This is a genomic window from Pelagerythrobacter sp., from assembly GCF_041912895.1.
In the GTDB taxonomy this organism is placed as follows: Bacteria; Pseudomonadota; Alphaproteobacteria; order Sphingomonadales; family Sphingomonadaceae; genus Pelagerythrobacter.
In genome coordinates this window covers 324,477-349,830 of record NZ_JAYSGI010000001.1, presented here as the reverse complement: position 1 = coordinate 349,830, position 25,354 = coordinate 324,477, and the positions used below count along the sequence as shown (strand labels likewise).

At 64.5% G+C, this 25,354-nt stretch carries 22 protein-coding genes and 1 pseudogene; 8 read left to right on the top strand and 15 right to left on the bottom strand.

Going from position 1 to position 25,354, the window contains the following annotated elements:
* Nucleotides 1-39: 39 nt before the first annotated feature.
* Together ACE3QC_RS01825 and ACE3QC_RS01820 are read left to right on the top strand one after the other, a co-directional pair.
* Nucleotides 40-1,305 carry a glutamate-5-semialdehyde dehydrogenase gene (locus ACE3QC_RS01825; protein WP_374405393.1) on the top strand — a complete coding sequence of 422 codons (1,266 nt, stop codon included), beginning with the start codon at nt 40-42 and terminating at the stop codon, nt 1,303-1,305.
* 169 nt (nt 1,306-1,474) lie between these two features.
* A complete protein-coding gene (locus tag ACE3QC_RS01820) occupies nt 1,475-2,386 on the top strand; it encodes a hypothetical protein (RefSeq protein ID WP_374405392.1) in 912 nt (303 codons plus the stop codon).
* 276 nt (nt 2,387-2,662) lie between these two features.
* Here ACE3QC_RS01820 and ACE3QC_RS01815 read toward each other — a convergent pair whose 3' ends face one another.
* From ACE3QC_RS01815 to ACE3QC_RS01780, 8 genes and pseudogenes are all read right to left on the bottom strand, one after another.
* Nucleotides 2,663-3,004, bottom strand: a complete 342-nt coding sequence (locus ACE3QC_RS01815) for a hypothetical protein (RefSeq protein WP_374405391.1) — start codon at nt 3,002-3,004, stop codon at nt 2,663-2,665.
* A gap of 146 nt (nt 3,005-3,150) precedes the next feature.
* Nucleotides 3,151-4,275: an ImmA/IrrE family metallo-endopeptidase gene (locus ACE3QC_RS01810; RefSeq protein ID WP_374405390.1), complete on the bottom strand. Its 1,125-nt coding sequence runs from the start codon at nt 4,273-4,275 to the stop codon at nt 3,151-3,153.
* The gene (locus ACE3QC_RS01805; RefSeq protein WP_374405389.1) at nt 4,272-4,850 is read right to left on the bottom strand and encodes a hypothetical protein; all 579 of its coding nucleotides are present in this window, start codon (nt 4,848-4,850) and stop codon (nt 4,272-4,274) included. Before ACE3QC_RS01805 ends, ACE3QC_RS01810 begins: the two co-directional genes overlap by 4 nt.
* Nucleotides 4,847-5,914 (bottom strand): hypothetical protein, encoded by a 1,068-nt coding sequence (locus ACE3QC_RS01800; protein ID WP_374405388.1) that lies wholly within the window; start codon nt 5,912-5,914, stop codon nt 4,847-4,849. Before ACE3QC_RS01800 ends, ACE3QC_RS01805 begins: the two co-directional genes overlap by 4 nt.
* Nucleotides 5,915-6,068: 154 nt before the next feature.
* Nucleotides 6,069-7,886, bottom strand: coding sequence for a translation elongation factor 4 (gene lepA, locus ACE3QC_RS01795; protein WP_374405387.1), 1,818 nt, complete (start codon nt 7,884-7,886; stop codon nt 6,069-6,071).
* Nucleotides 7,887-7,930: 44 nt separating this feature from the next.
* Nucleotides 7,931-8,833 carry an EAL domain-containing protein gene (locus tag ACE3QC_RS01790; RefSeq protein ID WP_374405386.1) on the bottom strand — a complete coding sequence of 301 codons (903 nt, stop codon included), beginning with the start codon at nt 8,831-8,833 and terminating at the stop codon, nt 7,931-7,933.
* A gap of 100 nt (nt 8,834-8,933) precedes the next feature.
* Nucleotides 8,934-9,968: pseudogene (locus ACE3QC_RS01785) on the bottom strand (diguanylate cyclase domain-containing protein); the annotation flags it as partial.
* 169 nt (nt 9,969-10,137) lie between these two features.
* The gene (locus ACE3QC_RS01780) at nt 10,138-12,840 is read right to left on the bottom strand and encodes an EAL domain-containing protein (RefSeq protein ID WP_374405385.1); all 2,703 of its coding nucleotides are present in this window, start codon (nt 12,838-12,840) and stop codon (nt 10,138-10,140) included.
* Nucleotides 12,841-13,021: 181 nt separating this feature from the next.
* Between ACE3QC_RS01780 and ACE3QC_RS01775 the strand changes: the two genes are divergently transcribed.
* Complete coding sequence (locus tag ACE3QC_RS01775) at nt 13,022-14,338, top strand: FAD-dependent oxidoreductase (RefSeq protein WP_374405384.1); 1,317 nt, start codon at nt 13,022-13,024, stop codon at nt 14,336-14,338.
* Between the two features lie 238 nt (nt 14,339-14,576).
* Here the strand turns inward: ACE3QC_RS01775 and dnaN are convergent, their stop codons facing one another.
* From dnaN to ACE3QC_RS01750, 5 genes are all read right to left on the bottom strand, one after another.
* A complete protein-coding gene (gene dnaN, locus ACE3QC_RS01770; protein WP_374405383.1) occupies nt 14,577-15,704 on the bottom strand; it encodes a DNA polymerase III subunit beta in 1,128 nt (375 codons plus the stop codon).
* 171 nt (nt 15,705-15,875) lie between these two features.
* Entirely contained in the window at nt 15,876-16,628 is a 753-nt protein-coding gene (gene fabG / locus ACE3QC_RS01765) for a 3-oxoacyl-ACP reductase FabG (protein WP_374405382.1), read from the bottom strand.
* Nucleotides 16,628-17,062: a GxxExxY protein gene (locus ACE3QC_RS01760; RefSeq protein WP_374406617.1), complete on the bottom strand. Its 435-nt coding sequence runs from the start codon at nt 17,060-17,062 to the stop codon at nt 16,628-16,630. The genes fabG and ACE3QC_RS01760 overlap by 1 nt, the downstream gene beginning before the upstream one ends.
* 43 nt (nt 17,063-17,105) lie before the next feature.
* On the bottom strand, nt 17,106-18,041 hold the full coding sequence (fabD, locus tag ACE3QC_RS01755) for an ACP S-malonyltransferase (RefSeq protein ID WP_374405381.1): 936 nt from the start codon (nt 18,039-18,041) through the stop codon (nt 17,106-17,108).
* 26 nt (nt 18,042-18,067) lie between these two features.
* The gene (locus ACE3QC_RS01750; protein ID WP_374405380.1) at nt 18,068-18,895 is read right to left on the bottom strand and encodes an LD-carboxypeptidase; all 828 of its coding nucleotides are present in this window, start codon (nt 18,893-18,895) and stop codon (nt 18,068-18,070) included.
* A 54-nt stretch (nt 18,896-18,949) separates the two neighbouring features.
* On the opposite strand from ACE3QC_RS01750, the gene ACE3QC_RS01745 reads away from it, so the two are divergent.
* A complete protein-coding gene (locus ACE3QC_RS01745) occupies nt 18,950-20,377 on the top strand; it encodes a glutamate ligase domain-containing protein (protein ID WP_374405379.1) in 1,428 nt (475 codons plus the stop codon).
* A 9-nt stretch (nt 20,378-20,386) separates the two neighbouring features.
* Here ACE3QC_RS01745 and ACE3QC_RS01740 read toward each other — a convergent pair whose 3' ends face one another.
* Nucleotides 20,387-21,325 carry a DUF808 domain-containing protein gene (locus ACE3QC_RS01740; RefSeq protein ID WP_374405378.1) on the bottom strand — a complete coding sequence of 313 codons (939 nt, stop codon included), beginning with the start codon at nt 21,323-21,325 and terminating at the stop codon, nt 20,387-20,389.
* Nucleotides 21,326-21,527: 202 nt separating this feature from the next.
* Here ACE3QC_RS01740 and rpsF point away from each other — a divergent pair, with 202 nt between their 5' ends.
* From rpsF to ACE3QC_RS01720, 4 genes are all read left to right on the top strand, one after another.
* Entirely contained in the window at nt 21,528-21,893 is a 366-nt protein-coding gene (gene rpsF / locus ACE3QC_RS01735) for a 30S ribosomal protein S6 (RefSeq protein WP_374405377.1), read from the top strand.
* Nucleotides 21,893-22,117: a 30S ribosomal protein S18 gene (rpsR, locus tag ACE3QC_RS01730; RefSeq protein ID WP_374405376.1), complete on the top strand. Its 225-nt coding sequence runs from the start codon at nt 21,893-21,895 to the stop codon at nt 22,115-22,117. The genes rpsF and rpsR overlap by 1 nt, the downstream gene beginning before the upstream one ends.
* Nucleotides 22,118-22,130: 13 nt before the next feature.
* Nucleotides 22,131-22,808 carry a 50S ribosomal protein L9 gene (gene rplI, locus ACE3QC_RS01725; protein WP_374405375.1) on the top strand — a complete coding sequence of 226 codons (678 nt, stop codon included), beginning with the start codon at nt 22,131-22,133 and terminating at the stop codon, nt 22,806-22,808.
* A gap of 126 nt (nt 22,809-22,934) precedes the next feature.
* A complete protein-coding gene (locus tag ACE3QC_RS01720; RefSeq protein ID WP_374405374.1) occupies nt 22,935-24,374 on the top strand; it encodes an AMP nucleosidase in 1,440 nt (479 codons plus the stop codon).
* 60 nt (nt 24,375-24,434) lie between these two features.
* Here ACE3QC_RS01720 and ACE3QC_RS01715 read toward each other — a convergent pair whose 3' ends face one another.
* Entirely contained in the window at nt 24,435-25,289 is an 855-nt protein-coding gene (locus ACE3QC_RS01715; RefSeq protein ID WP_374405373.1) for an SUMF1/EgtB/PvdO family nonheme iron enzyme, read from the bottom strand.
* Nucleotides 25,290-25,354 lie beyond the last annotated feature (65 nt).

Genomic DNA, 25,354 nt, shown 5'->3' with positions numbered 1-25,354 from the left:
GCGCCCGCTCCCGCCTTCACTACGAACTACGAGGATATCATGAACGACCAGACGCTCGACCCGCAGATCCACATCCACGACCTCGGCAGCCGCGCCCGTGAGGCCGCGCGCGGGCTGCTCTTGGCCAGCACCGAGGCGAAGAACACCGCGCTGCGCGAGGCGGCCAAGGCCCTGCGCGCCGCCGCGCCCGCGCTGCTCGAGGCGAACGCGGCCGACGTCGCCAGTGTCGAGGACAAGAAGCCCGACAGCTTCATCGACCGCCTCCGGCTGACCGAGGATCGCATCGAAGGCATGGCCTCCGCGCTGGAGGAAATCGCCGAGCTGCCCGATCCCGTCGGCCGCCAGCTCGCGCAGTTCGACCGGCCCAACGGCCTTCGGATCGAGCGCGTCGCGGTGCCCATCGGCGTCATCGGCATGATCTACGAATCGCGCCCCAATGTCGGTGCCGACGCTTCCGCGCTGTGCCTGAAATCGGGCAATGCGGTGATCCTGCGCGGCGGCTCCGAAAGCCGCAATTCCACGCGCGAGATCGTCGCCGCGATGCGCGCCGGGCTGCAGGCCGCGGGTCTGCCCGAAGACGCGGTGCAGACCGTCCAGACCACCGACCGCGACGCCGTCGCCGCGCTGCTCAAGGCGGACGAATTCGTCGATCTTGTGATCCCGCGCGGCGGGCGCGGCTTGGTGGAGCTGGTGCGCGACCAGGCGAGCGTCCCCACGCTCCTTCACCTCGACGGCAACTGCCACTCCTACGTCCACGCCGCCGCCGACGTCGACAAGTCGATCCAGATCATCCGCAACGCCAAGCTGCGCCGCACCGGCGTTTGCGGCGCGACCGAAAGCATCGTCGTCGACCGCGCGATCGCCGACAAGGTCGTGCCCAAGCTGGCCGAGGCGATGGCCGCCGACTGCGAACTGCGCGGCGATGCCGAGGCGGTCGCGCTCGACAGCCGCATCAAGCCCGCGAGCGAAGACGACTGGAACACCGAATACCTCGATCCCATCGCCAGCGTGAAGATCGTGGGCGGCCTCGACGAAGGCATCGCCTGGGTCGACGCGCACTCCAGCCACCACACCGACGCCATCCTGACCGAGGACGCCGACGCCGCGCGCCGCTTCATGACCGCGATCGACAGCGCAGTGGTAATGCACAACGCCTCCACCCAGTTCTCCGACGGCGGCGAGTTCGGCATGGGCGCGGAGATCGGCATCGCCACCGGCAAGATGCACGCCCGCGGCCCCGTGGGGCTGGAGCAGCTGTGCAGCTTCAAATACCTCGTCCACGGCAACGGCCAGACGCGGCCGTAAGGCCCGGTCGGCGACCAGCCGACCGCAAGGCCGAACGGCCGCCCAAGCGGGCCGGATGGCCCGCGCCCGGCGCTTGAGGGCGCAAACAGGAAAGCCCCAAAAAACCATTTTCCTACACGCATCGGGCCGGGGCATGTTCCCCGGCCCTTTTCGTTCGGGAGAGTCCCTCATGTCCGAAACCGCCCCCGCCACCCTGCCCGCCTTCGCCCCCGTCCCGCGCCAGGTGGACCGCTCCAATGGGTGGAAGCCCGAGGTCCAGCGCGCCTTCATCGAGGCACTGGCCGACACCGGCTCCGTCACCTCCGCCTGCCGCCGCGTCCGCCGCAGCACGAACGGCGCCTATCACCTGCGCCGCCAGCCGGGCGCCGAGGGCTTCCGCGCGGCGTGGGACGCGGCAGTCGATCTCGGGATGCGCAGGATCGAGGACACCGCGATGGACCGCGCGCTCAACGGCGTAGGCGTCCCCGTCTACTCCTACGGCAAGCACATCGGCGAGCGCACCGTCTACAACGACCGCCTGCTCATGTTCATGCTCCGCAACCGCGCCGCCGATCGCTTTGCGGAAGGCAAGCCCAAGGCCATGAACGCCGTCGGCAAGATGGAGCTGGAACGGCTGAAGAAGCAGTGGCGCGCGGAGTGGGAGGAAGAGCAGAAGCGCGCCGACGATGCGGAGGAAGAGGTCTACGCCAGCATCGACCGCAAGCTCGATGCGATGCACCTGAACTGGCTCCGCGCCATGCGCCCGCGTACCCGCGCCGCCTACGAGGAATTCGCCCGGCTCGAGCGCGAGGACAAGGCCGAGGGCTACGACCCCCGCGAAGATCCCGAACACCCCTCCTCACGCGCATACCACGAACGCCGGCGCGCGGAGGAAAACCGCGAACGCGAACAGGCCGGCCTCCCCCCGCTCCCGCCCGAAAGCGACGAAATCCCGACGATCGTCGACTACCGGGCGGAACTGGAAAAGGAGACCGAAGCCTTCCTCGCCGAGGAACGCGCGAAGGACAAGGCGGCGGAGGAAGCGGTGGCGAAACGCCGGGCGGAGCCAAGGGTGCGGAGCTTGAAGGAGGAGGGGTGGTAGTCTCCAGCACCCCGCTCATCCTGAGCCTGTCGTAGGAGGATGGCCCGGAAAGGCCCGGTCGGCGACCAGCCGACCGCAAGGCCGAACGGCCGCCCGAGCTTATGCGAGGAGAGCCAAGCGGGCCGGATGGCCCGCGCCCGGCGCTTGAGGGCGAAACCACAGGGCACTTTCTACATGACGGGGCAGAGCCGGGGTACCGCGAGCCGGACCACTGCCCACGGGTCAAGACCTTGAACGCTGATGAGTGGGATTGAGGTTGGCTAAGTGATGAGCGGACTAGGTGGCGAAATAATCCAGGCCGAGTTCCGGCAGGAAGCCCCCAGCGTCCCTCATTTGCTGATAGGCAGTGAATGCTCCCTGACTGTCTAGTTGTCCACCTTCAACTGTCATGCGCAAGAGTGCGAGCGAACCAATGAGCCTTCCCTCACCTAGCAACATTATAGCTTTCTTTCGTCCACGCAAATCGTCACAACAAACTACCGCGTCATTATCAATTTCAGCCAGCAAAATGCACTCTGCTTCGCCGTCGCCAAGCCGATAGCGATCTACAAATTCTAGAAACGTATCTGCGTCTAAGGTGGTGTCGGTCAGATATTCAAGTGAACCGGCTTCGTTCAAGGTAGCCAAGGCGACAGCACAATCTTCAGAGCATTCCCCTCCCGCGATAGGCCCCACCTGAACCTGGACTCCATCGATTTGGCAAGCAATCTTCAGTACTCCTCCATTGTGGAGATTTATTACAGAGCATGCGTCCATGATTACATTCACGGGAGCTTTGCCTGCTCAGCAAAGATCTCACCAATTGAGAAGCCAAAGCTGTTTGATGCCCACCCCACGGAAATATCGCCGTTCCGCAATGCGGCGATGAGATGTTTAGACAGCAACGGCGATATTCGCGGGATCAGAACTTTCTCACGCGGGCTAACCCCAAGGTAGTCTGCGCGCTTCTCCGGCGAACCGAATTCCTTGCGCAAGTGGCCGCTCAAACTAAAGGTAACGCCAGCAGGCAACAATCCCAAATTCTCGAGCCTTATACCCGCAACATCAAAGCTAACCCCAAAGAAGCGCGCGACGTAAAGTATTTCACGATCAGTGATCCCGTCTGCTGACATCAGTCCTTCGGCAGATAGAAAGGACAAAAACTTTCCAAGGCCGACATCTGGCAACAGCAGGCATGACGAGAAGGCATCTACGAAAGATTCGACCTTGGACGCTCTCCCGAAACTTCCAATTTGTCCTGCTTTCTCGAAATGCGCGAACCCACCTTCCGAATGATCAGACACAATGTGTCCAAATTCATGACCAAGAGTGAACAGCATTCTTCCCGAAAATCGAGGAGAGGCAAAAACAAAGCAATAGTTCCCCGCAATAAGAGAAATTCCCTCATAACGGGTATGTTCGAGAGGAGTTACTATGACGCCCTCTAGGGCACCCATCTTTTGGGCTAGATTAGGAATTGGCCCAAAAATATCATCTTCATCTAGTACAACTCGAGCGATTTTTGCGAGACGGTCGGCTGCAGGAAAGGTCTTCTTTTCATGAGAGAAATTATCTAGCCAGCCCGGAAGCCCGGAGCGCTCAGGCAAAATCTCCAAACAAGCCTCAACGAATATTGCAATTCGTTCAACGGTAATGTCGTACTCGTCGGCAGAATCCCGGGGGCCTCTGAATAACAGCCCCAACTCATTACTATCCCTATTTAAACTTCGGCCTGACAAAATCTGCAATGGCAAGCGGAGTCCGGAGCTAATTTGACGCATCTCGGATACGTCGGCTTTCGCGCCACCCATTATCTCAGCCGCACGTTGAACGCTGAGAGAAGTCTTTCTCGCCAAAGACTCTTTAGAAATTTTTAGCTCTCGAAGCCTTTGAGAGAGCTTTGAACTCATTTCGCAGCGTCTTGCTTGATCCCGCGAAGCCACTGGATCATATGATGTACTTGATCTTCGCTTAGCTTCCGCTGACGACCTAATATATCTATCGGCCTGTTGCCTTTCTTGCCGACAATGTCTGAAAGTTTGTTCAAAGTTTGTTGACGCGCCAATTCAACTTCTCTCGGAGATTCTATTGCCAGTGGATCAGCTCCTACAATGAAATTCTTGATCCGCCGCTCGAAGCCTTTGTCGGAGTGATGATCGAGTGGATGCTTCTTCCCATCCTTGTCGATGATTATGTTCCCAACGACACTTCCATCTTCCCTGCGACGGAGCCGATTTTGAGGAAAGCGGCCATAGGCCGCAAGATGGTCGATCTTTTCGGCAACTTTCATCCCGCCGAACACGTACTGTGCCAAATCCGGAGCCTTGCCTGACACGACAAAGAGGTAGTCGCCAATATCAACGAACTCGCGGAGGTTACTCATACAGGCACCGAGCGAAGGCACATCTCCAAACATCGGATCGCTGATATTGTCGAGGCCGGCAGGATCAGCGCCGGTTCCGGTAATGTATATGTATCCCTTCATTTTATCCCCTGTGCTCTATCAAGCGATTGAATAGTTTCTAGAAACGGATTACTCACCACCTTCTTCTTCTTAATCGGTGAAATGAGTTTTTTTCCGCAAGACCGGCAACTATGATTCGAATGAGGAAAGTAGGCCGCCATCCCCTCATCCAGATATGTTTCTCCACAATCGCAAACCAGCGTCACTATCCGTCCCTGTAGATGGGCTAACGCCTGCTGTGCCATGAAGTAGCGAAGTTGGACTTCGTCGATTGCAATCCCATCAAGCACAATGGAATCGAACGTGTCATCTTCCAACCTAGTGCACTTGTCAGCAGCATAGCCGTGAAAGTGGATACCCTCTTCCTCAGGTCGAGCGGCCGTCCACAACAGCGCTGGATTTGAAGCCCACATTTGAATGCCGCCAGGAAAACGAGACAAGCGCGTGTCTAACGTTTTGTTTGCGCGTACGATCGAACGATCAGCCTCCCTGTCATTGAATGCGAGGCGCAATCCCTCAAGCGGATTTGATACGCCCTTGCGGTTTGCGATGAAGATTTCACCGCATGCGTGGCAGAGATGTCGCTTATGCGGCTTGACCGCGAACCACTCAGAATCGAGATGCGGCTCGCCACAATACGTACAAAAAAGTGATTCAACTTGATTGCCAATTGACCGCGCAATGTATGCCGAAACTGCAGTCTCACGAGTTATATGAACGGCCTTGCGTTCGAAAAGGTCGTAGGATAGCTCCAGTTTCACCGCATCGAAGGTTTCATCTAAGCTTTTGTCTGCGTCGTCCGACCTCCGCGCATGCACATGAATCCCTTCGTCCTCCGCCAGACCAGTAGAATCGTAAGCCGGACGGACTGCGCCCCAGAGGGCCACTCCTCCATCATAGTTGTGGGGATCGATAGTGAGAACTTCTCGCGAGTCCAAAGCGCGATATGCGCCTTCACATCGCTCTAACTTTATTCCGTATTTTCCGGTAGCAGAAGCTTGGTGGGCGTGACACCAAAAGCGCGCCTTCCCGTCTCGGCGCTTGCCGGCGGGGCGAATGTCACAGTGAGACCTCTTCTCCTGCATCTCGTGCGCTCCTTCCCGTACAAATAGTGGCGAGATAGGAACAAATCAAGAATACGTTGCTACGGGCAAGTGCAACCAGGGCGAATACACCCAATCCACAACGCCGCATTAAACGCCTTCTCCCTTCACCAAGGCTTCGGGAGACAGACCTGCGTCATTCCTCCCCCATCCGCAGCGCCGCAATAAACGCCTCCTGCGGAATGCTCACATTCCCATACTCCCGCATCCGCGCCTTGCCCTTCTTCTGCTTTTCCAGCAGTTTCTTCTTGCGCGTGATGTCGCCGCCGTAGCACTTGGCGGTCACGTCCTTGCGCAGGGCGGCGATGGTTTCGCGGGCGATCACCTTGCCGCCGATCGCGGCCTGGATCGGGATCTTGAACAGGTGGCGCGGGATCAGGTCCTTCAGCCGCTCGCACATGCCGCGGCCGCGCTCCTCCGCCACGCTGCGGTGGACGATCAGCGAGAGCGCGTCGACCGGCTCGTTGTTGACGAGGATGTTCATCTTCACGAGGTCGCCTTCGCGCAGGCCGATCTGCTCGTAATCGAAGCTGGCGTAGCCGCGGCTGATCGATTTCAGGCGGTCGTAGAAATCGAACACCACCTCGTTCAGCGGCAGCTCGTAGCTCACCTGCGCGCGCCCGCCCACGTAGGTGAGGTCGGTTTGGATGCCGCGCCGGTCCTGGCACAGCTTGAGGATCGAGCCGAGGTATTCGTCGGGCGTGTAGATCGTCGCCTTGATCCACGGCTCCTCGATCCACTCAATCCGGTTGGGATCGGGATAGTCGGCCGGATTGTGCAGCTCGATCGTCTTCGCGTCCTCGTTCTTCGTATGGCCGAGGCGGATGCGGTAGACGACGCTGGGCGCGGTGGTGATGAGGTCGAGGTCGTATTCGCGGCTCAGCCGTTCCTGGATGATTTCCAGGTGCAGCAGGCCGAGGAAGCCGCAGCGGAAGCCGAAGCCCAGCGCGGCACTGCTTTCCATCTCGTAGCTGAAGCTCGCGTCGTTGAGCCGCAGCTTGCCGATCGATTCGCGCAGCTTCTCGAAGTCCGCCGCGTCGACCGGGAACAGGCCGCAGAACACCACCGGCTGGACTTCCTTGTAGCCCTTAAGCGGTGCCGGGGCGCCGTTTTTCACCGTGGTGATCGTGTCGCCTACGCGGGCCTGCTCCACCTCCTTGATCTGCGCGGTGATGAAGCCGATCTCGCCCGGCCCGATCTCGGGCAGGTCGACGCGCTTGGGGGTGAAGGCGCCGACGCGGTCGACCAGGTGCTGGGTGCCGCCCTGCATGAACTTGACCTGCAGACCCTTCTTCAGCCAGCCGTCCATCACGCGCACGAGGATGACCACGCCGAGGTAGGGGTCGTACCATGAGTCGACCAGCATGGCCTTCAATGGCGCGTCGCGGTCGCCGGTGGGCGGCGGGATACGGGCGACGATCGCCTCCAGCGTATCCTCGATGCCGATGCCGGACTTCGCGGATGTGAGCACCGCGTCGCTGGCGTCGAGACCGATGATGTCCTCGATCTCGGCCTTGACCTTGTCGGGCTCGGCGGCGGGGAGGTCGATCTTGTTGATGACGGGCACGATCTCGTGGTCGTGCTCGATCGACTGGTAGACGTTGGCGAGCGTCTGCGCCTCGACCCCTTGCGCCGCGTCGACCACCAGCAGCGCGCCCTCGCACGCGGCGAGGCTGCGGCTGACCTCGTAGGCGAAGTCCACGTGGCCGGGCGTGTCCATGAGGTTGAGCTCGTAGGTCTCGCCATCCTTCGCGGTATAGGCGAGGCGGACGGTCTGGGCCTTGATCGTGATCCCCCGCTCGCGCTCGATATCCATGTTATCAAGCACTTGCTCGCTCATCTCGCGATCGGTCAGCCCGCCGCAAGCCTGGATCAGCCGATCCGCCAGCGTCGACTTGCCATGATCGATATGGGCAATGATCGAGAAATTTCGGATACGCGCAAGGTCAGTCATCGCGGCCCCTTAGCGATGTCCGCGAGGCGTGTCAGCAGGGCAGATCAGGCGGCGCGGTTGCCGGGGGCGGAAAGGTCGACCTGCATGAAGCGCGGGCGCGAGCGGGGGCCGTCGCCGGCATCGGCCGGAGCGTAGTGCCCGGGGGGCAACGCCGCGAGGGGCATGCCCGCGCTGGCGAGGTCGTAAGGCGAGATGCGGTGGCGGGTGCACAGGCCGTCCGCGCCGTCGGAAATCAGCGGGGTCTCGAATTCGAGGCCCTGCGCATGCTCATCGGCGCGGCGCACCGTTGCGACCGCGAGCTGTCCGCCGCCGAGGTCGAGCACCAGCTCGGTGCCGACCGGCACGTCGAGGATGCCCTCGATCCGCGCGCCGGTCTTCGAAAGGTTGCGCAGGACCGCCTGATAGCGTTGATCTTCGTGGACCACCCCGATCCGCCGGAACAGCGTGCGCCGCTCCGCGCGATGCCTGGCGGGTCCGACCGGCTCGTATTCGAGACGTCCCTCCTCGAGCCGGGCGAGAACCTCGTCCTGCGGCAGCGCGCTGGCGAAGACGTATCCCTGCACGTGGCTGGCACCCAGCTCGCGGACCAGCGCCAGTTCGTCGAGCGTCTCGGCGCCTTCCGCAACCGTATCCATCCCCAGCGCACGTGCGAGGCTGACGAAGGCGGTGATGATCGCCGAATTGTTGCTGTCCGGCTCGGTCGCTCCGCGCACGAAGCTCTGGTCGATCTTGAGCTTGTCAAACGGCGCGGTGCGCAAGTACCCCAACGAAGAATAGCCCGTCCCGAAATCGTCGAGCACGAGCCGCACGCCCGCCTTCTTGAGCGCGCGAAAGGTATCCTGGCTCGCCGCCGGATCGGAAAGGAAGACCGTTTCGGTCAGCTCCACTTCCAGCCGCCTGGGATCGAGGCCGCTGTGTTCGATCGCCAGCGCGACCTTGGCCGGCAATTGCCCGGCTGCGAACTGCAACGCGGAGATGTTGACCGTTCACAATTCCCGTTTCCTCCGCGATCGGGATGAAGAGGCCGGGGCTGATCCAGCCGCGCTCGGGGTGGTTCCAGCGCACCAGCGCCTCGAACCCGGCCACCATGTTGTCCGCCGCGCGCACGATGGGCTGGTAGTGCAGCTCGATCGCGCCGGTCTGGATCGCGTCGCGCAGGTCCTCCTCGATCTTGCGCCGCAGGCGTGCGCCGTCCTTGAGCTCGGCGGAATAGAACCGGTACTGGCCCCGCCCTCCGGCCTTCGCGGCATAAAGCGCCAGATCGGCCGCGCCGACGATTTGCTCGTGGTCGATCCCGTCGTAGGGCGCGACGGCAATTCCCACCGAAGTCCCGATGATCGCGCGGCTGCCGTCGAGCGAGTAGGGCTGCGACACCATCTGGATCACCCGCTGCGCCAGGTCGCCGAGCCGGCCGCGGTCGTCGATGTCGGGAATGATGACCTGGAATTCGTCGCCACCCAGCCGCCCGATCTCTCCCTGGTTGCCGACGATCCGCTGGAGCCGTTGCGCCACCTGCCGGAGCAGTTCGTCGCCCGCTTGGTGGCCGAGGGTGTCGTTGACGTGCTTGAAGCGGTCGAGATCGAGCATCATCAGCGCGCACGACCGCTGCGCCGCGCGGAACGTGGTGAGGAGCCCGTCGAGGCGCTTGGTCATGCGGTGGCGGTTGGCGAGCCCGGTCAGCGAATCGAACTGCGCGAGACGCGAGGCGTCGCGCTGGCGCTCGCGTTCGTCGGTGATGTCCTTGGCGCTGCCGCGATAGCCCGCGAAGTTCGCCTCGCCATCGAACACCGGCTTGCCCAAGATCGCCCACCACACCTCCCGGCCCCGCGCGGTGACGCGCACCGGTAGGTCGGAAAAGGTATTGTGCGCGCCGAGCAGAAAGCCGAGCGGCCGCTGCGCCTTGTCGCTGTCGTCGTCGCGGTCGTGCACGAACAGGTCGGTGAGCGGCATCCCGGCGACCGCCGGCGCATCCTCGCCAAGCCCCGCCCGGGCGCTTTCGGAAAGGTAAATCAGCCGTCCCTGCGCGTCGGTCGCCCAGAACCATGCCAGCCCTGCATCCTCGAAGCTTTCGAGCAGCGCCATGCGAGCGGCCGAGGCCGGACGGCGGGTGCCCGTCGCCGAGGCGCCATCGCGTCGCGAGAAGATATCACCCAGGCTCATCGCTCGGTCGTTCCGTCGTCGTCACCCGAGCCCGCGGCAGATGCGCGGGCTAGCGGGTGCCGGAGAATAACCAAACGTTCCTAATATGCGCTTAATCGGCGTAGCCGGCGATCGCCGGCTGGTCGTTCGCAGGAATGATCACCGTGCCGTCGCCGTCGGTCTGGAGCGGCTCGTCGAACTGGAGGCCCATGCGGTTGTCGATGCACCAGCGCGCGGTGGCATCGAGCATCGCGGAATCGGTCAACGCGACGCGAAAACGCGTGCCGACCGGCACGTTCCACAGCCCTTCGACGAGCGCGCCGCTGATTGAGACGTTGCGGATCGTGCCCGCATAATGCTGGCCGCCGTTCTCCAGCACGACCTTGCGCAGCATCGTGCGGCGCGCCGGCCGTGCGGAACGCGGTCCGGAGGCGGCCATCGCCAGCCCAGTGGACAGCCGGGCGTCGGCATCGGCGGTGCTGAGCGGCTTGGAATAGATATAGCCCTGGATGTGCGTGCAGCCGTGCATCCGCACCAGATCGAGTTCGTCGAGCGTTTCCACGCCTTCCGCCGTCACGTCCATGCCCAGCGCCTGCGCGAGACTGGTGATCGAGGCGATGATCGCGCCGTTGCGGCTGCCCGGCTGGGTCGCGCCGCGCACGAAGCTCTGGTCGATCTTGATCTTGTCGAACGGCGCCTTCTTCAGATAGCCGAGCGAGGAATAGCCGGTTCCGAAATCGTCGAGCGCGAGGCGCACGCCGATCCGCTTCAGCGCGGCGAACATCGCCTCGTTGTCGGCATCGTCGTCGAGGAAGACGCTTTCGGTGATCTCGAGCTCGAGCCGCGAAGGATCGATGCCCGCCTGCGCGATCGCGTTGGTTATGACGATCGGCAGCTGCGGATTGGCGAACTGCAGCGGAGAGACGTTGACCGCGCAGCGCACTTCCTCCGGCCAGTGCGACAGTGCGTGGCAGGCGGTGCGGATCGCCCATTCGCCGATCGCGGCGATCAGGCCGGTATCCTCGGCGATGGGAATGAACTTGTCGGGCGACAGCCACCCGCGCCGCGGATGATTCCAGCGCAGCAGCGCCTCGAACCCGGCGATCCGCTCGTTCGAGGCGCGCACCACCGGCTGGTAGTACAGTTCTAGCCCGCCATCGGCGATCGCATCGCGCAAATCCCGCTCGAGCGCGCTGCGCTCCTCGGCCGCGGTGTGGAGGTCGTTCGAATAGAAATGATACCGCCCGCGCCCGGCATCCTTGGCCGCATAGAGCGACAGGTCGGCGTTGCGGATCAGCGATTCGGTGGTCACCCCGTCGCCGGGCGAGAGCGCGATGCCGACCGAAACGCCGATCGACACCCGCTGCCCTTCGATCGAATAGGGTTGCGACAGCGCGTGGATGATCTCCTGCGCGAGATGGCCGAGCTGGCTGCGCGCGGGGCGACCCGGAACGATGACCTTGAATTCGTCACCGCCGAGACGGCCGACGCGCCCGGTCTTGCCCACCGTCCGCTCGAGCCGCTGCGCCACCTGCTTGAGCAAGGCGTCCCCGGCGGGATGACCGAGCGTGTCGTTGACGTGCTTGAAGCGGTCCAGATCGAGCAGGAAGATCGCGCACTCGCGCTCGCGCTCCTGCGGGCTGGAGAGGATCTTCTCCAGCGTCTGGGTCATCTGGAACCGGTTCGCGAGGCCGGTGAGCGAATCGTAGCGCGCGAGGCGCGTGGCGTTTTCCTCGCTGCGCTTCTTCTCGGTCAGGTCGGTGCCAGACCCGCGGAAACCGCAGAAATTGCGGAACCCGTCGTAGATCGGGCGTCCGTTGACCGACCACCAGCGCTCTTCCCCCGGGACGGCGGCCTTGACCGCCAGTTCCTGGAACGAGGAGCGCGCCGAAAGGTGAAAGGTCAGCGTTCGCTCGCCCTCGCGGTTCTCGTCGCCCAGATCGAACAGCTTCGGCAAGGGCCGCCCGACCAGATCGTCCACCGGGCGTCCCAGCGCGCGCGCAACCGACGCCGAAAGATAGCTGAGGTTGCCGCGCCGGTCGGTTTCCCAGAACCACCCCTGCCCGGTCTCCTCGTAATCGTTGAGGATCGATTGCGCGCGGTCGCGGACGCGGGCCTGCGCCTCGTCTTCCTCCGCCCGTGCGCGATCGAAGCGGGCCTGCTGGACGGTGACGACGGCGCCCGCGATGGCCGCGACGATCAGGCCCACGACGGCATAGAGCGATCCGTCGACCACCGCGACCGGCGCCCAGCAACCGAGCTTGGTCACGAATATCAGCACCGTCCGCCCGCTGAGCAGCGCGGTGAAGAAGATGTTGATCGTCACCAGCGCGGCGACGCCGATCCGCCAGTCGAGCCCGCCGGAATACATCCAGTGCGCCAGCGCAAAGCCCACGAAGCTCGACGACGACAGCGCCAGCGCGATGCCGATCGCCGCCTTGCTCCGGGGATCGCGCTCCTCGCGCTCGGCCCAGGCGTTGGCGGGCCGGCCGGCAACGGCGAAGCCCGCCGCGGCAAGCGCGCAGGCAAGCGAGGCCAGCGGCGGCATGGTGAGCGTGACGACGCCCGACACGAGGATGGCGACGGCGATGGCCGCGCCCATCCAATGGAATTTCGGCGTGACGATGCCCGGCTGCGCCGCGAGCGCGGAGACCTTGGCGCGCTTGATTTCGCGGCGGTCGCTGTCCACGCGCCGCTCGGCAGGCTGCGACTGCGGACGAGAGGTGATCTCGCGCAGTTCGGCGCGCGCGGGAGCCGATTGCCCCCGCGTGACCTGTTCCGGCCCCGTTGCCGACCTGGCTGGCAATCCGCCCATTGCCTCGGCATGCCCGATCGCGATTGAGGAACGGTTAACCGCTGGCGCGGACCGAAAGCGCCGCCTTGCCAAGCGGATAGGGCCCGTGCATGAAACGCCTACTTACGGCTGCCGCGGAGAGGACGATGGCACAGGCGAACCGGCTCGATCGGAGCGGCATCGAACCGCAGCGGGCCGGATGATGCGCCACGTCGCCATCATCGGCTCGGGCCCCGCGGGCTATTACACCGCCGAGGCGGCGCAGAAGCACTGGGGCGATGACGTGCGGGTCGACATCTTCGACACGCTGCCCGTCCCCTACGGCTTGATCCGCACCGGGGTCGCCCCCGATCACCAGTCGATCAAAGGGGTGAGCCGCCGCTACGAAGCGACCGCGCTGACCGAGAACGTGCGCTTCGTCGGAAACGTCACGGTCGGCACCGACGTGAGCGTGCCCGAGTTGCAATCGCTTTACGACGCCGTGGTCTTCGCCACCGGCGCGCCGCACGACCGCCCGCTGGGTCTGCCGGGCGATGATCTCGCCAACGTGTTCGGCAGCGCCGCCTTCGTTGGCTGGTACAACGGGCATCCGCAATTCGCCGGGCTCGATCCAGATCTTTCTGGAGCGAATGCGGTGGTGATCGGCATGGGCAACGTCGCGCTCGACGTGGCGCGCATCCTCGCCAAGACCGAAGCCGAGTTCGCCGAATCCGATATCGTCGCGCATGCGCTCGACGCCTTGCGCGGATCGAACCTGCGCACGATCACGATCGTCGGGCGGCGCGGCCCGCACCAGATCATGATGACGCCCAAGGAATTGGGTGAACTGATGCACCTCGAACGCGCGAGCCCGCGCGTCGACCCCGCCGACCTGCCGGAGGACGCGGAGGACGCGATTCTCGAGCCGGGTCTGCGCAAGTCGGTCGCGCACTTGCGCAGCTTCGCCGCGATCCCGGAAAGCGAACGCGCCGACAAGGCGATCGAGCTGGATTTCGACATGTACGCCAGCCCCGTGCGGCTGCTCGGCGAAAGCAGGGTCGAAGCGGTCGAGGTCGAGCGCACCACGGTGGAGGCGGGCAAGGCGAGCGGCACGGGCGAGACCTACACGATACCGGCTGACCTGGTGGTGAGCTGCATCGGCTACCGCAGCTCGCCCATCCCCGACGTGCCGTTCGACGAGCGCGCCGGCCGCTTCGCCAACGATGAAGGGCGTATCCTGCCGGGCCTCTATTGCGTCGGCTGGGCCAAGCGCGGGCCGACCGGCACGATCGGCACCAACCGTCCCGACGGATTCGGGGTGGTCGAGAAGATCGCCGAGGATCTCGCCGCGGGCGTGCTCGGGCCCGGCGGCAAGGAGGGGCGCACCGGTTTCAACGCGCTGGCGGAACAGCGCAAGCTCGACATCGTCACCTTCCGCGACTGGAAGAAGATCGAGGAAGCCGAAGCGCAGGCCGCCCGCCAGGGCGCGCCGCGCGAGAAATTCGTCGACATCGAAGCAATGATCCGCGCGCGCGGCTGAAAGGCGCCGCGCAGCATTACGGTTTCAATGTAGGATTCGGCCTGCCATCACGCGCGCGGCTCTTTGAAATCGTCGCTCGCGCCGCCATTCCGTTCACCGCCGCCCCGGCCGATCTTCCGAGATTGCGAAAGGTGACGAACAAGCCACGGCTTTTCCGCCCAAAATACGGATTTCATTCGACAATCAGAAAGGGCGAAGTTTTTTGAAAGCCCCCGGTTCGTGGTCCACGAGCGCGGGGTCAGACCCGCATCGGCATCAGCACGTAGAGCGCCGGGCTTTCCGCGTTCTGGCGGATCAGCGTGGGCGCGCCTGCGTCTGCGAGATGCAGTTCCACCGTGTCGCTGTCGATCTGGCTCAGGATGTCCTTGAGATAATTGGCGTTGAAGCCGATCTCGAACCCTTCCGACGCGTAATCCGCCGGGACTTCCTCCGCCGCCGTGCCGTTGTCGGGCGAGGTGACCGAGAGCGTCACCTTGTCGTTCTCCAGCCCCATCTTCACCGCGCGGGTCTTCTCGGTCGCGATCGTCGCGACGCGGTCGACGCCTTCGTAGAAACTCTTCGGATCGAGCTTGAGGAGCTTGTCGTTACCCGTTGGAATGACACGCGAATAATCGGGGAAGGTGCCGTCGATCAGCTTGCTGGTCAGGACTACCCCGCCCTCGCCGCCAAGCGTGAAGCGGATCTTGCTCGCCGACAGGTCGATCTGCACGTTGCCGTCCAGCGCCTCTTCCAGCAGCTTGCGCAGCTCGGCCACGGCCTTTCGCGGCACGATCACGTCGGGCATCCCCTGCGCGCCGTCGGGCTGGGCGATGGTGAACCGCGCGAGGCGGTGGCCATCGGTCGCCGCGGCCTTGAGCACGGGCTTGTCCTCGTCCGAGACGTGCAGGAAGATGCCGTTGAGGTAGTAGCGCGTTTCCTCGGTCGAGATCGCGAAGCGCGTACGGTCGATCAGTTCGGCCAGGGTCTTGGCCGGAAGCTCGAAGCTGGTCGGCAGATCGCCTTCGACGATCACCGGGAAATCGTCGCGCGGCAGGGTCGGCAGCGAGAAACGGCTGCGCCCGGCCTTGATCGCCATGCGGTTTTCCGCCGTCTCCAGGCTGACCTGGCTGCCGTCGGGCAGCTTGCGCGCGATGTCGAACAGTAGATGCGCCGACACGGTGACCGCGCCGGGCGCCTCGACCGAGGCCGCGGCCATGTTCTCGACCACCTGAAGGTCGAGATCGGTCGCCATCACGCGCAGCGATCCGCCCTCGCCCGCCTCGATCAGGACGTTCGACAGGATCGGAATGGTGTTGCGCCGCTCGACCACGGATTGCACGTGGCTGAGGCACCTGAGGAGTGTGGCGCGTTCGATTGTGGCCTTCATCGCGTATTTATTCCCCCTGGATCGCCCAAAAGGCAGGGCCGGTGCTCACCGTCAGGTGCGCGGCCGGAATCGCCCGCGAGCGCCGGAAATGTCCCCAATATCCTTAATCCCGAGGCGGCGCGGGACAAGGGCCAATGCCCCGACGCGCCGATTCCTTGGGGATAACCGGCCTCAGGACATCATCGCCATGCCGCCATTGACGTGTAGCGTCTGCCCGGTGACGTAGCCCGCCTCGTCGCTGGCGAGATACGCGACGGCCGAACCGATATCGTCGCCCTCGCCCATCCGGCCCATCGGAATGCGCGCGTTGAGCGCGTCCTTCTGCGCATCGGGCAACTGGTCGGTCATCGCGGTGCGGATGAAGCCGGGCGCGACGCAGTTGACGGTGATCCCGCGGCTCGCAAGCTCCTGCGCGAGGCTCTTGGACATGCCGACGAGACCCGCCTTGGCCGCCGCGTAGTTCATCTGCCCCGGATTGCCCGTCGCGCCCACGACGCTGGTGATGGTCACGATACGTCCGTGGCGCGCCTTCATCATCGGCCGTGCGGCGGCGCGCATGAGGCGGAACGCGGCCTCGAGGTTGATTTTCATCACCGCGTCCCATTCCTCGTCCTTCATCCGCATGGCGAGGTTGTCGCGCGTGACGCCCGCGTTGTTGACGAGGATGTCGACCTTGCCGAGCGTGTCGAGCGTGGCGGGAACCAGTTCCTCGACCTGTGTGGTGTTCGACAGGTCGCAGGTGATCTCGACATGATCGCCGCCGACTTCCTCGTTCAACTGTTCGCGGAAGCTGCGCAGCTTGGCGCTGTTCGACCCGCTGAGCGCGAGCCGTGCCCCCTGCCGCGCCAGCGCATAGGCGATCGCCGAACCGATCCCTCCGCTGGCGCCGGTAACGAGCGCGGTCTTACCTTCGAGGCTGAACATTATCTTTCTCCGGTTGGTTGGTTCACGCGGAGACGCGGAGACGCGGAGGGCGCTTGCGGCTGCCGGTAATCGTTTACGACACGCCGAATGCCTTCTTTCATCGTAGCACCGGCAAAATTGAGGAGCAGCCCGACGGGCTGCTCGGTCAGGCGCAGATACGTCAACAATTGCTTCAGATGCGCGTTGTTGAGCGATTCAACGGACTTGATCTCGAGGATCAAGCGATCCTCCACGACGATATCGATGCGGAATGCAGCAGTATATGCGACACCATCAAACACGATATCGACCGGCTTCTGCCGGTCTGTCTTCAATCCACGGCGATCGAGTTCGCCGGCGAGAACGAGTTCATACACACTTTCGAGCAGACCCGGGCCAAGCTCCCGATGAATCCGTACGCAGGCATCGACAACCTCGGCCGAAAGCGCATCGATCTCAGCAGTTCCTCCTCCGCGTCTTTGCGTCTCCGCGTGAATCTCAAATCTCCTTCGCCAGCGCTTCTATGTCGGCCATCGTCACCACGCTGATCGCCTGCGCTTCCTTGTCGATACGGCCGATCATCGGGCCGAGCACCTTGCCGCCCAGTTCCACGAACTGTTCCACGCCCGCCACGCGCATCGCCAGTACGCTTTCGCGCCAGCGGACGCGGCCGGTGACCTGTTCGACCAGCAAGCGCTGCTCCTCGGCCGGGTCGGTCACGGCGGCGGCGGTGACGTTGGCGTAGAGCGGGAGGGTGAAGGCGCCCGGCGGGATCTTGCCTAGCGCTTCGGCCATCGCGTCGGCGGCGGGCTGCATCAGGTCGCAATGGAAGGGAGCGGATACAGGCAGCAGGACGCCGCGCTTGATCTCGAAATCCTTCACCATGCCGACCGCGCGCTCGATCGCGCCCTTGTGGCCCGACAGCACGACCTGCCCCGGATCGTTGTCGTTCGCGACCTGGCACACCTCTCCCTCGGCCGCCCTATCGGCCAGCGCCTGCGCTTTCTCCAGATCGGCGCCGAGCAGCGCGCACATCGCGCCCTCGCCCACCGGTACTGCGGCCTGCATCGCCTGCCCGCGCAGCTTGAGCAGCCGCGCGGTGTCCGCCAGCGAGAACGCGCCCACGGCGCACAGCGCGGTGTATTCACCGAGCGAATGCCCGGCGACGCAATCGCCCTTGTCCGCCAGCGAGACGCCGAATTCGCGCTCGAGCACGCGCAAGGTGGCGATGGCATTCGCCATGATCGCGGGCTGAGCGTTCTCGGTCAGCGTGAGCTGGTCTTCAGGCCCCTCGCGCATGATCGTCGACAGGCCCTGCCCCAGCGCCTCGTCGACTTCCTCGAACACCTCGCGCGCGGCGGCGCTGGCGTCGGCGAGTTCGGCGCCCATGCCGACCTTCTGGCTCCCCTGCCCGGGAAAAACGAATGCACGCATGTCAGTCTCCTTGCTGGCGGCGCGGACTATGCGCGGCGGGCGGCGCGGGCAAGCCCGAAGGGCACGATCCTGTTGGCACCGTCGTGCCCGATATCGGCGAAACCGAGGTAGGGGATGCTGGCCCGCTCGCACCAGAACCGCGCAATATCCTCCGGGCTGGTGCCGAACGGGCGGTCGTTTTCCGGCACGTCCGAAATGCGCCCCAGGCGCAGGCCCGCGATACCGTGCAGGTGCTGGGTGACGTGGAAGAACAGCCGGTCCACCGCGTAGAGGTGTTCGGACACCTCCTCCACCATCACCACGTGGCCGGTGAGGTCGGGCATCAGTTCGGTGCCGCACAGCATCGCCAGCGTCGTCAGGTTGAACGCCGCCGCCGGCCGGTCGTCGAGCGATTCTTCCAGCCCCTCGCCGATGCCGGTGAACCAGTCCAATGCCCGCCGCACCGCCGCATCGCCACCCTCGCGGCGCACGTCGGCGACCATCGGCCCGTGCGCGGGCTTGCCGATGCCCCCCTTGTAGAGCGCCGCGAGCAGATAGCCGGTGTCCGAATAGCCGAGGAAGGCCTTGTCGCGCGCCGCCGCGCCCATCGTCGCCACAGCCTGCGCCGCGATCCGGTTCGACCCATAGCCGCCGTGCGCGAACCACACCGCGCCCGCCGCCGGATCGTTCGCGCATTCGAGCAGCGCGGCGAGCCGCGTCGCGTCGTCGCCCGCGAAATGCCCGTGGCGCGCGAAGCATTGCGGATGGAACGCCAGCTCGACGCCGGGAAACTCGCGCGCCGCGAGGTCGAGAGCGGCGTCGGCATGCTCGCGTTCGAGCCGCTTGCCGGGCGCGCAGATGGCAATGCGTGTCATGCAAGCGACCTAGCCATCTTGTGTCAATCCGCACAACTCAATACCGAGCGCGCGATGGACGATATCCCCACAGCCGACGAACTGTTCGCCCGCCCGTTCTTCTTCTGCGGCATCGGCGGATCGGGCATGCTGCCCCTCTCGCAGATCGTGAAGGGGCGCGGGGCCGAGGTCGCGGGCAGCGATCGCGGCCGCGACCAAGGCCACACGCCGGGGAAATTCGCCGCGCTGGAAGCTCAGGGCTTCGCGCTGCATCCGCAGGACGGCAGCGGAATCGTCTCGAAGGACCAGATTCTCGTCGCCTCGGCGGCGGTGGAGGACACGGTGCCCGAAGTCGTCCGCGCAGAGGAACTCGGCTGCCTGCGGATGAGCCGCGCCGAGCTCAATTCGATCCTATTCAACACCGCCGGCGCGGGGCTGGCGGTGGCTGGCACCAGCGGCAAGTCGACCGTGACCGGGATGCTCGGCTGGATCATGCACGCCGCCGGGCGCGAGCCCACGGTGATGAACGGCGCGGTGATGAAGAATTTCGTCGCCGAAGAACGCCCCAACGCCAGCGCGGTGATCGGCGGACGCAGCATCTACGTGAGCGAAGTGGACGAGAGCGACGGATCGATCGCGCTCTACCGCCCGGCGGTGGGCGTGCTGCTCAACGTCAGCCTCGACCACAAGAGTATGGACGAGTTGCGCGCGCTGTTCGGGGATTTTCTCGGCCGCAGCCGGATCGCGGTGGTCAACGCCGACGATCCGGAGGCGCTGGCGCTGCTGCCCCGCGCGAACGAGGCAATCACCTTCGGGATCGAGCAGGAGAAGGCGCAGATCGGCGTGGTGTCCGGTTCGGTCGCCGAGGGGCCGATCCGGCAGGCGGCGATGGTGATCGACCGGCATGACGGCAGCGAGCATGCGCTGATGCTGGCGATGCCGGGACGGCACAACCTGTCGAACGCGCTCGCCGCGATCGCAGCGGCAGCGGCGGCAGGCGTGCCGGTGGCCGCTTCGGTCGCCGCGCTGGCGGAGTTCAAGGGGCTGGCGCGCCGGTTCGACCTGATCGGGGTGACCGCGGCGGGCGTCGCGGTGATCGACGATTTCGGGCACAACCCCGAAAAGTGCGCCGCCACGCTGCGCACGCTCAAGGCGCACGAGGGCCGCGTGATCGCATTCTTCCAGCCTCACGGCTACGGCCCCCTGCGCCAGATGGGCGCCGAACTGGCGGAGACGTTCGCGCGCGAACTCGACGCGGAAGACCGCACGATCCTGTGCGATCCGGTCTATTTCGGTGGCACGACCGACCGCAGCGAAGGCAGCGAGCGGATCGTCCGCCTGATCGAGCAAGCTGGCGGCCACGCCGAATATATCCCCACCCGCAAGGCCTGCGGCGACCGGATCGCCTGCATCGCCCGCCCGAACGACCGCGTGGTGGTGATGGGCGCGCGCGACGACACGCTGAGCGAATTCGCCCGCGACCTGTTCCAACGGCTGGGGTGATCCTCGCGCCTAGTGCGCGCCCAGCTTCAAAACCTTGTGCAGCACGAACACGATGATCGCGCCCAGCACCAGCCCGACCAGCGCGGAGATCGCGGCATAGGTCGCCCAGCCCAGCACGCCGCCGACGCCGCCCGAAACCTGCTCCACCGCGTGCTGCAATCCATGCGCCGCGTCCGCCGGGTTGTGCAGGCCGAGGTCCGCCAGCCCGTGGAGGATGATCCCGCCGCCGACCCACAGCATCGCGATCGTGCCGATGATCGAGAGCGCCTTCAGCAGCCACGGCATCGCCCGCAGCAGGAAGCGCCCCACCGCCTTGGCGGCGGCGGAGGATTTCTTCGCCAGATGCAGCCCCACATCGTCCATCTTCACGATCAGTCCGACCGCGCCGTAGACGACGAACGTGATCGCCACGCCCACGATCGCGAGCACGGCGGCGCGGGTCAGCAGCGTTTCGGCCGCCACCTCGTTCAGCGTAATGGCCATGATCTCGGCCGACAGGATCAGGTCGGTGCGGATCGCGCTGGATGTGCGCTGCTTCTCGAACGCGGCGGGGTCTTCGATCGGATCTTCGAGCGTCTCGCCGTGTTTGCCCCCGCCGAGCTTCTCCAGAATCTTCTCCGCGCCTTCGTAGCTGAGATAGGCACCGCCGAGCATCAGCACGAAGACGATCGCGGACGGCAGGAATTCGCTCAGCAGCAACGCGCCCGGAAGCAGGATCAGCAGCTTGTTCTTCAGGCTGCCGCGGGTGATCTTCCAGATGATCGGCAATTCGCGCGCGGGCGAAAGACCGGTGACGTAGGACGGGGTGACCGCCGCATCGTCGATCACCACGCCCGCCGCTTTCGAGCCTGCGCGCCCGGCGGCGACGCTCACGTCGTCGATCGAGGCGGCCGCAGCACGGGCGATTACCGATACGTCGTCCAGCAAGGCGACAAGTCCGCCGGGCATTGAACCTCCTGTTTCGCTGCTCTACGCCGCCCTGCCCCGCCCGTTCCCGCGCCGCAAGCGCAACCTTTGCCTTGCAATCCGCGCCCCTGGCGCTATGTGCGCGCCTTCCCCGTCGCCAGACCGGGAAACGAAGAAAGCCGGAGGGGCCCCGCAATCCCGCGGATCAGCCAGCGATCGGCATTACAGTGTGAAGGAAGCGAAGATGGCTCTTTACGAGCATATCTTTCTCGCGCGTCAGGATCTGAGCCAGAGCCAGGTCGACGCGCTGGCGGCCACCGCCACCGAAATCGTCGAGAAGGGTGACGGCAAGGTCACCAAGACCGAGACCTGGGGCCTCAAGTCCCTCGCCTACAAGATCGACCGCAACCGCAAGGCGCATTTCGTGCTGCTCAACATCGACGGCCCCGGTGCCGTGGTGGAAGAGCTCGAGCGCCAGACCCGCATTAACGAAGACGTCATCCGCTACATGACCGTCCGTGTCGACGAGCACGAGGACGGCCCGAGCGTGATGATGCGCAAGAACGACCGCGACCGCAAGCGCCGCGGCGACCGTGAGGAGCGCGACTGATGGCCCGCCCGTTTTTCCGCCGCCGCAAGACCTGCCCGTTCTCGGGCAAGAACGCGCCGCAGATCGATTACAAGGACGTGCGCCTGCTGCAGGGCTTCATGTCCGAGCGTGGCAAGATCGTGCCCAGCCGCATCACCGCCGTCAGCGCCAAGAAGCAGCGCGAACTCGCCAAGGCGATCAAGCGCGCGCGCCACATCGGCCTGCTTTCCTACATCGTGAAGTAAGGGGAGAAGAGACATGGATATCATCCTCCTCGAGCGGATCGGCAATCTCGGCAACATCGGCGACGTCGTCGCCGTGAAGGACGGCTACGCCCGCAACTTCCTGCTCCCGCAGAAGAAGGCGCTGCGCGCCAACGATGCGAACAAGAAGGTGTTCGAAGCCAACCGCGAGCGCCTGGAAAAGGAAAACGCGGAACGCCGCACCGAAGCAGAAGCGCAGGGCGGCAACGTCGACGGGGTCGAGATCGTGCTGATCCGCGCCTCATCGAACGCGGGCCAACTCTACGGTTCGGTCAACGTGCGCGACGTGGTCGCCGGCCTCGCCGACAAGGGCCACGAGATCGACAAGAAGCAGGTCGTCATGGGCCATCCGATCAAGACGATCGGCATGCACGAAGTGACCATCGCGCTGCACCCCGAAGTCCACGTCACGGTGAAGGCGAACGTCGCCCGCTCCGAAGACGAGGCCGAGCTGCAGAGCCAGGGCGTCGACGTGCTGGCGCAGATGTTCGAAGACGAGCAAAAGGAAATCGAGGAAATGGCCGCGGCCAATGCCACCGATCCCACGCTCGAACCCGGCGAGATTCCGGCCGACATGCTCGAGGCGCCCACGCCGATCGACATGGACGGCAACGAGATCGAAGCCGAAGCCGAAACGGCCGACGCGGACGAGGAAGAAGCCAAGGAAGGCTGACACCTCTCCGATACCGGACAAGCGAAGGGCGCGGCCTCACCGGAGGCCGCGCCCTTTCGTGTTCTACGGCGTGTTTTCCGCAGCGCCATCTTTGAAATGTCACGCGAGCGGCGCTATTGGCCGCCGATGGAATCACCCGAAAAGATCATCGACGAACTCGCCCGGCTCTACGACGATTCGGTCGAACGCCTGCGCACCGACATCATCGCCTTCGCGCGCGACGGCGCCCTGCCCAAGCCCGATAAGCGCAGCGACGGCAGTTACGCTTATCCCGAAATCCGCCTGCGCTTTCGCGGCGGCTCGCGCCCGGAAGACAGCAGCCGCGCCTACGGCCGGTTGAACGCGCCCGGCATCTACTCGACCACCGTCACCCGCCCGCGCCAGTTTGCCGACTATCTCGCCGAGCAGCTCAAGCTCATCTCCGAGGATTACGACGTCGATTGCGAAGTCGGCCTGTCGCGCCAGGAAATCCCCTTCCCCTATGTGCTCGACGGCGAGGCGGGGGCCGAACTCGCGGGCATCAGCCCCACCGAACTGGCGCGCCATTTCCCCGCGACCGAACTGGCCGACATCGGCGACGAACTGGCCGACGGGATCGAACTGGGCGGGCCGGGCGATCCCATCCCGCTGTCGCTGTTCGACGGGCTGCGCACCGATTTCAGCCTCGCCCGGCTCGCGCATTACACCGGCACCGATCCGGCGCATTTCCAGCGCTTCATCCTGTTCACCAACTACCATCGCTACGTCGACGAGTTCGTCGACTGGGCGGGCGCGCAACTCGGCAGCGACGAATGCACCGCGCTCGCCGGCGCGGGCGGGCTCTACCTCGAAACTCCGCGCGAGAATGCCCGCGCCGAACTGTCCGACACCGCGTGGCGGCGGCACCAGATGCCCGCCTATCACCTGATGGGGAAGAACCGCGGCGGGATCACGCTGGTCAACATCGGCGTCGGCCCGTCGAATGCCAAGACGATCTGCGACCACCTCGCGGTGCTGCGGCCCGAGGCGTGGCTGATGATCGGCCACTGCGGCGGCCTGCGTCCCAGCCAGAAGATCGGCGACTACGTGCTCGCCCACGCCTACCTGCGCGACGACCACGTGCTCGATCCGGTGCTCCCGCCCGAAATCCCGCTGCCCGCGATCGCCGAAGTGCAGCAGGCGCTGGCGGGCGCGGCGGAGGAAGTCAGCGGCACGCACGGCGCGAACCTGAAGCGGCGGATGCGCACCGGCACCGTCGTTACGACCGACGACCGCAACTGGGAGCTGCGCTATACCCAGTCCGCCCGCCGCCTCTCGCTCAGCCGCGCGGTTGGGATCGACATGGAAAGCGCCACCATCGCCGCGCAAGGCTACCGCTTCCGCGTGCCCTACGGCACGCTGCTGTGCGTGTCCGACAAGCCGTTGCACGGCGAGATCAAGCTGCCGGGCCAGGCGAACAAGTTCTACGAAGAAGCGATCGCCGCGCACATGCAGATCGGCGTCACCACTTGCCGCCTGCTGCGCGAGGAAGGCAACCGCCTGCATTCGCGCAAGCTGCGGGCGTTCAACGAGCCGCCTTTTCGGTGAGTGCTGCTACTAGGGTGGGACGCGGACTGTTGCCACCGGGAAGATTGTCGTGCGAACCGGTCATTCGATAAGGATAAAGCGAACGGCGACTCCCGTTGAGTAACGTCCGTCAAATATCATGGCGTAGTTCGGATTTCCCGCCATATCCGCTTGTCGCCACTCGACGAGACCATGGCTTTGACCGACGATCCTGACACGTTTAGCACCCGCGAACATGTTCGGTTGGGGCGCATTTTCGGGCGCGGTCCGGTTGGATACATCCGATGTCAACTCCCATGCATTTCCGAACACGTCGAACAGACCCCATTCGGTAGGCGGATACTGTCCGACCTTTACAGCAGACAGGTACCGATTGACATGGCGGGCTTGTGACCAGGTCAAGTAAGGCACCCGAACCTCATGATCGCGTGTGCCGTCCTGGATAGCTGAAAGGCCACCTATGGCAGCGGAACCCGCATCTGGATTGTCACCCCACGGAAACCTGCCAGTCGCCCGACCGGAGCGGGCGAACCACAACCATTCCTGTGTTGTAGGTATTGCAACCGTTCGACCAATTTTGTCGGACAGCCAATCAGCATAGCACTCAACCTCTTCCGGACCTAAAAGGGTCGCAGGCCAATCTATTCTGAACAAATCAATATGAGCGTCCAACTCCCGTCGCTCTGAAAAACCATGGTCCGACCTGGGTATCGGGCACGCCCCGGCATCATAAGCTGCCAAATACTCATTCCACGTCAATTCGAATGCTGCGACGTGGCTAATACGCCGCATGGCTGGCGGCGGGTTTGGCACAGAAATGAAGGTTGGACAGTCAGCGCATGCAATGTTCGGCTCAGGAGCTTCGACTTCCTGTGCGTCGGCAAGCCCCGATGGCATTGGGATCACACATAACAACAGTGCAAACAGAATGCGCATCTGAAGGCCGCTATCAGATTCAATTTTCAAAAAGTTGAACGACCGTCTCGGGGTCGCAATCTGCC

Coding starts and splice junctions, on each gene's coding strand:
- ACE3QC_RS01825 (WP_374405393.1), top strand. CDS start 40: ATGAACGACCAGACGCTCGACCCGCAGATCCACATCCACGACCTCGGC.
- ACE3QC_RS01820 (WP_374405392.1), top strand. CDS start 1,475: ATGTCCGAAACCGCCCCCGCCACCCTGCCCGCCTTCGCCCCCGTCCCG.
- ACE3QC_RS01810 (WP_374405390.1), bottom strand. CDS start 4,275: ATGAGTTCAAAGCTCTCTCAAAGGCTTCGAGAGCTAAAAATTTCTAAA.
- ACE3QC_RS01805 (WP_374405389.1), bottom strand. CDS start 4,850: ATGAAGGGATACATATACATTACCGGAACCGGCGCTGATCCTGCCGGC.
- ACE3QC_RS01800 (WP_374405388.1), bottom strand. CDS start 5,914: ATGCAGGAGAAGAGGTCTCACTGTGACATTCGCCCCGCCGGCAAGCGC.
- lepA (WP_374405387.1), bottom strand. CDS start 7,886: ATGACTGACCTTGCGCGTATCCGAAATTTCTCGATCATTGCCCATATC.
- ACE3QC_RS01780 (WP_374405385.1), bottom strand. CDS start 12,840: ATGGGCGGATTGCCAGCCAGGTCGGCAACGGGGCCGGAACAGGTCACG.
- ACE3QC_RS01775 (WP_374405384.1), top strand. CDS start 13,022: ATGCGCCACGTCGCCATCATCGGCTCGGGCCCCGCGGGCTATTACACC.
- dnaN (WP_374405383.1), bottom strand. CDS start 15,704: ATGAAGGCCACAATCGAACGCGCCACACTCCTCAGGTGCCTCAGCCAC.
- fabG (WP_374405382.1), bottom strand. CDS start 16,628: ATGTTCAGCCTCGAAGGTAAGACCGCGCTCGTTACCGGCGCCAGCGGA.
- fabD (WP_374405381.1), bottom strand. CDS start 18,041: ATGCGTGCATTCGTTTTTCCCGGGCAGGGGAGCCAGAAGGTCGGCATG.
- ACE3QC_RS01750 (WP_374405380.1), bottom strand. CDS start 18,895: ATGACACGCATTGCCATCTGCGCGCCCGGCAAGCGGCTCGAACGCGAG.
- ACE3QC_RS01745 (WP_374405379.1), top strand. CDS start 18,950: ATGGACGATATCCCCACAGCCGACGAACTGTTCGCCCGCCCGTTCTTC.
- ACE3QC_RS01740 (WP_374405378.1), bottom strand. CDS start 21,325: ATGCCCGGCGGACTTGTCGCCTTGCTGGACGACGTATCGGTAATCGCC.
- rpsF (WP_374405377.1), top strand. CDS start 21,528: ATGGCTCTTTACGAGCATATCTTTCTCGCGCGTCAGGATCTGAGCCAG.
- rpsR (WP_374405376.1), top strand. CDS start 21,893: ATGGCCCGCCCGTTTTTCCGCCGCCGCAAGACCTGCCCGTTCTCGGGC.
- rplI (WP_374405375.1), top strand. CDS start 22,131: ATGGATATCATCCTCCTCGAGCGGATCGGCAATCTCGGCAACATCGGC.
- ACE3QC_RS01720 (WP_374405374.1), top strand. CDS start 22,935: ATGGAATCACCCGAAAAGATCATCGACGAACTCGCCCGGCTCTACGAC.
- ACE3QC_RS01715 (WP_374405373.1), bottom strand. CDS start 25,289: ATGCGCATTCTGTTTGCACTGTTGTTATGTGTGATCCCAATGCCATCG.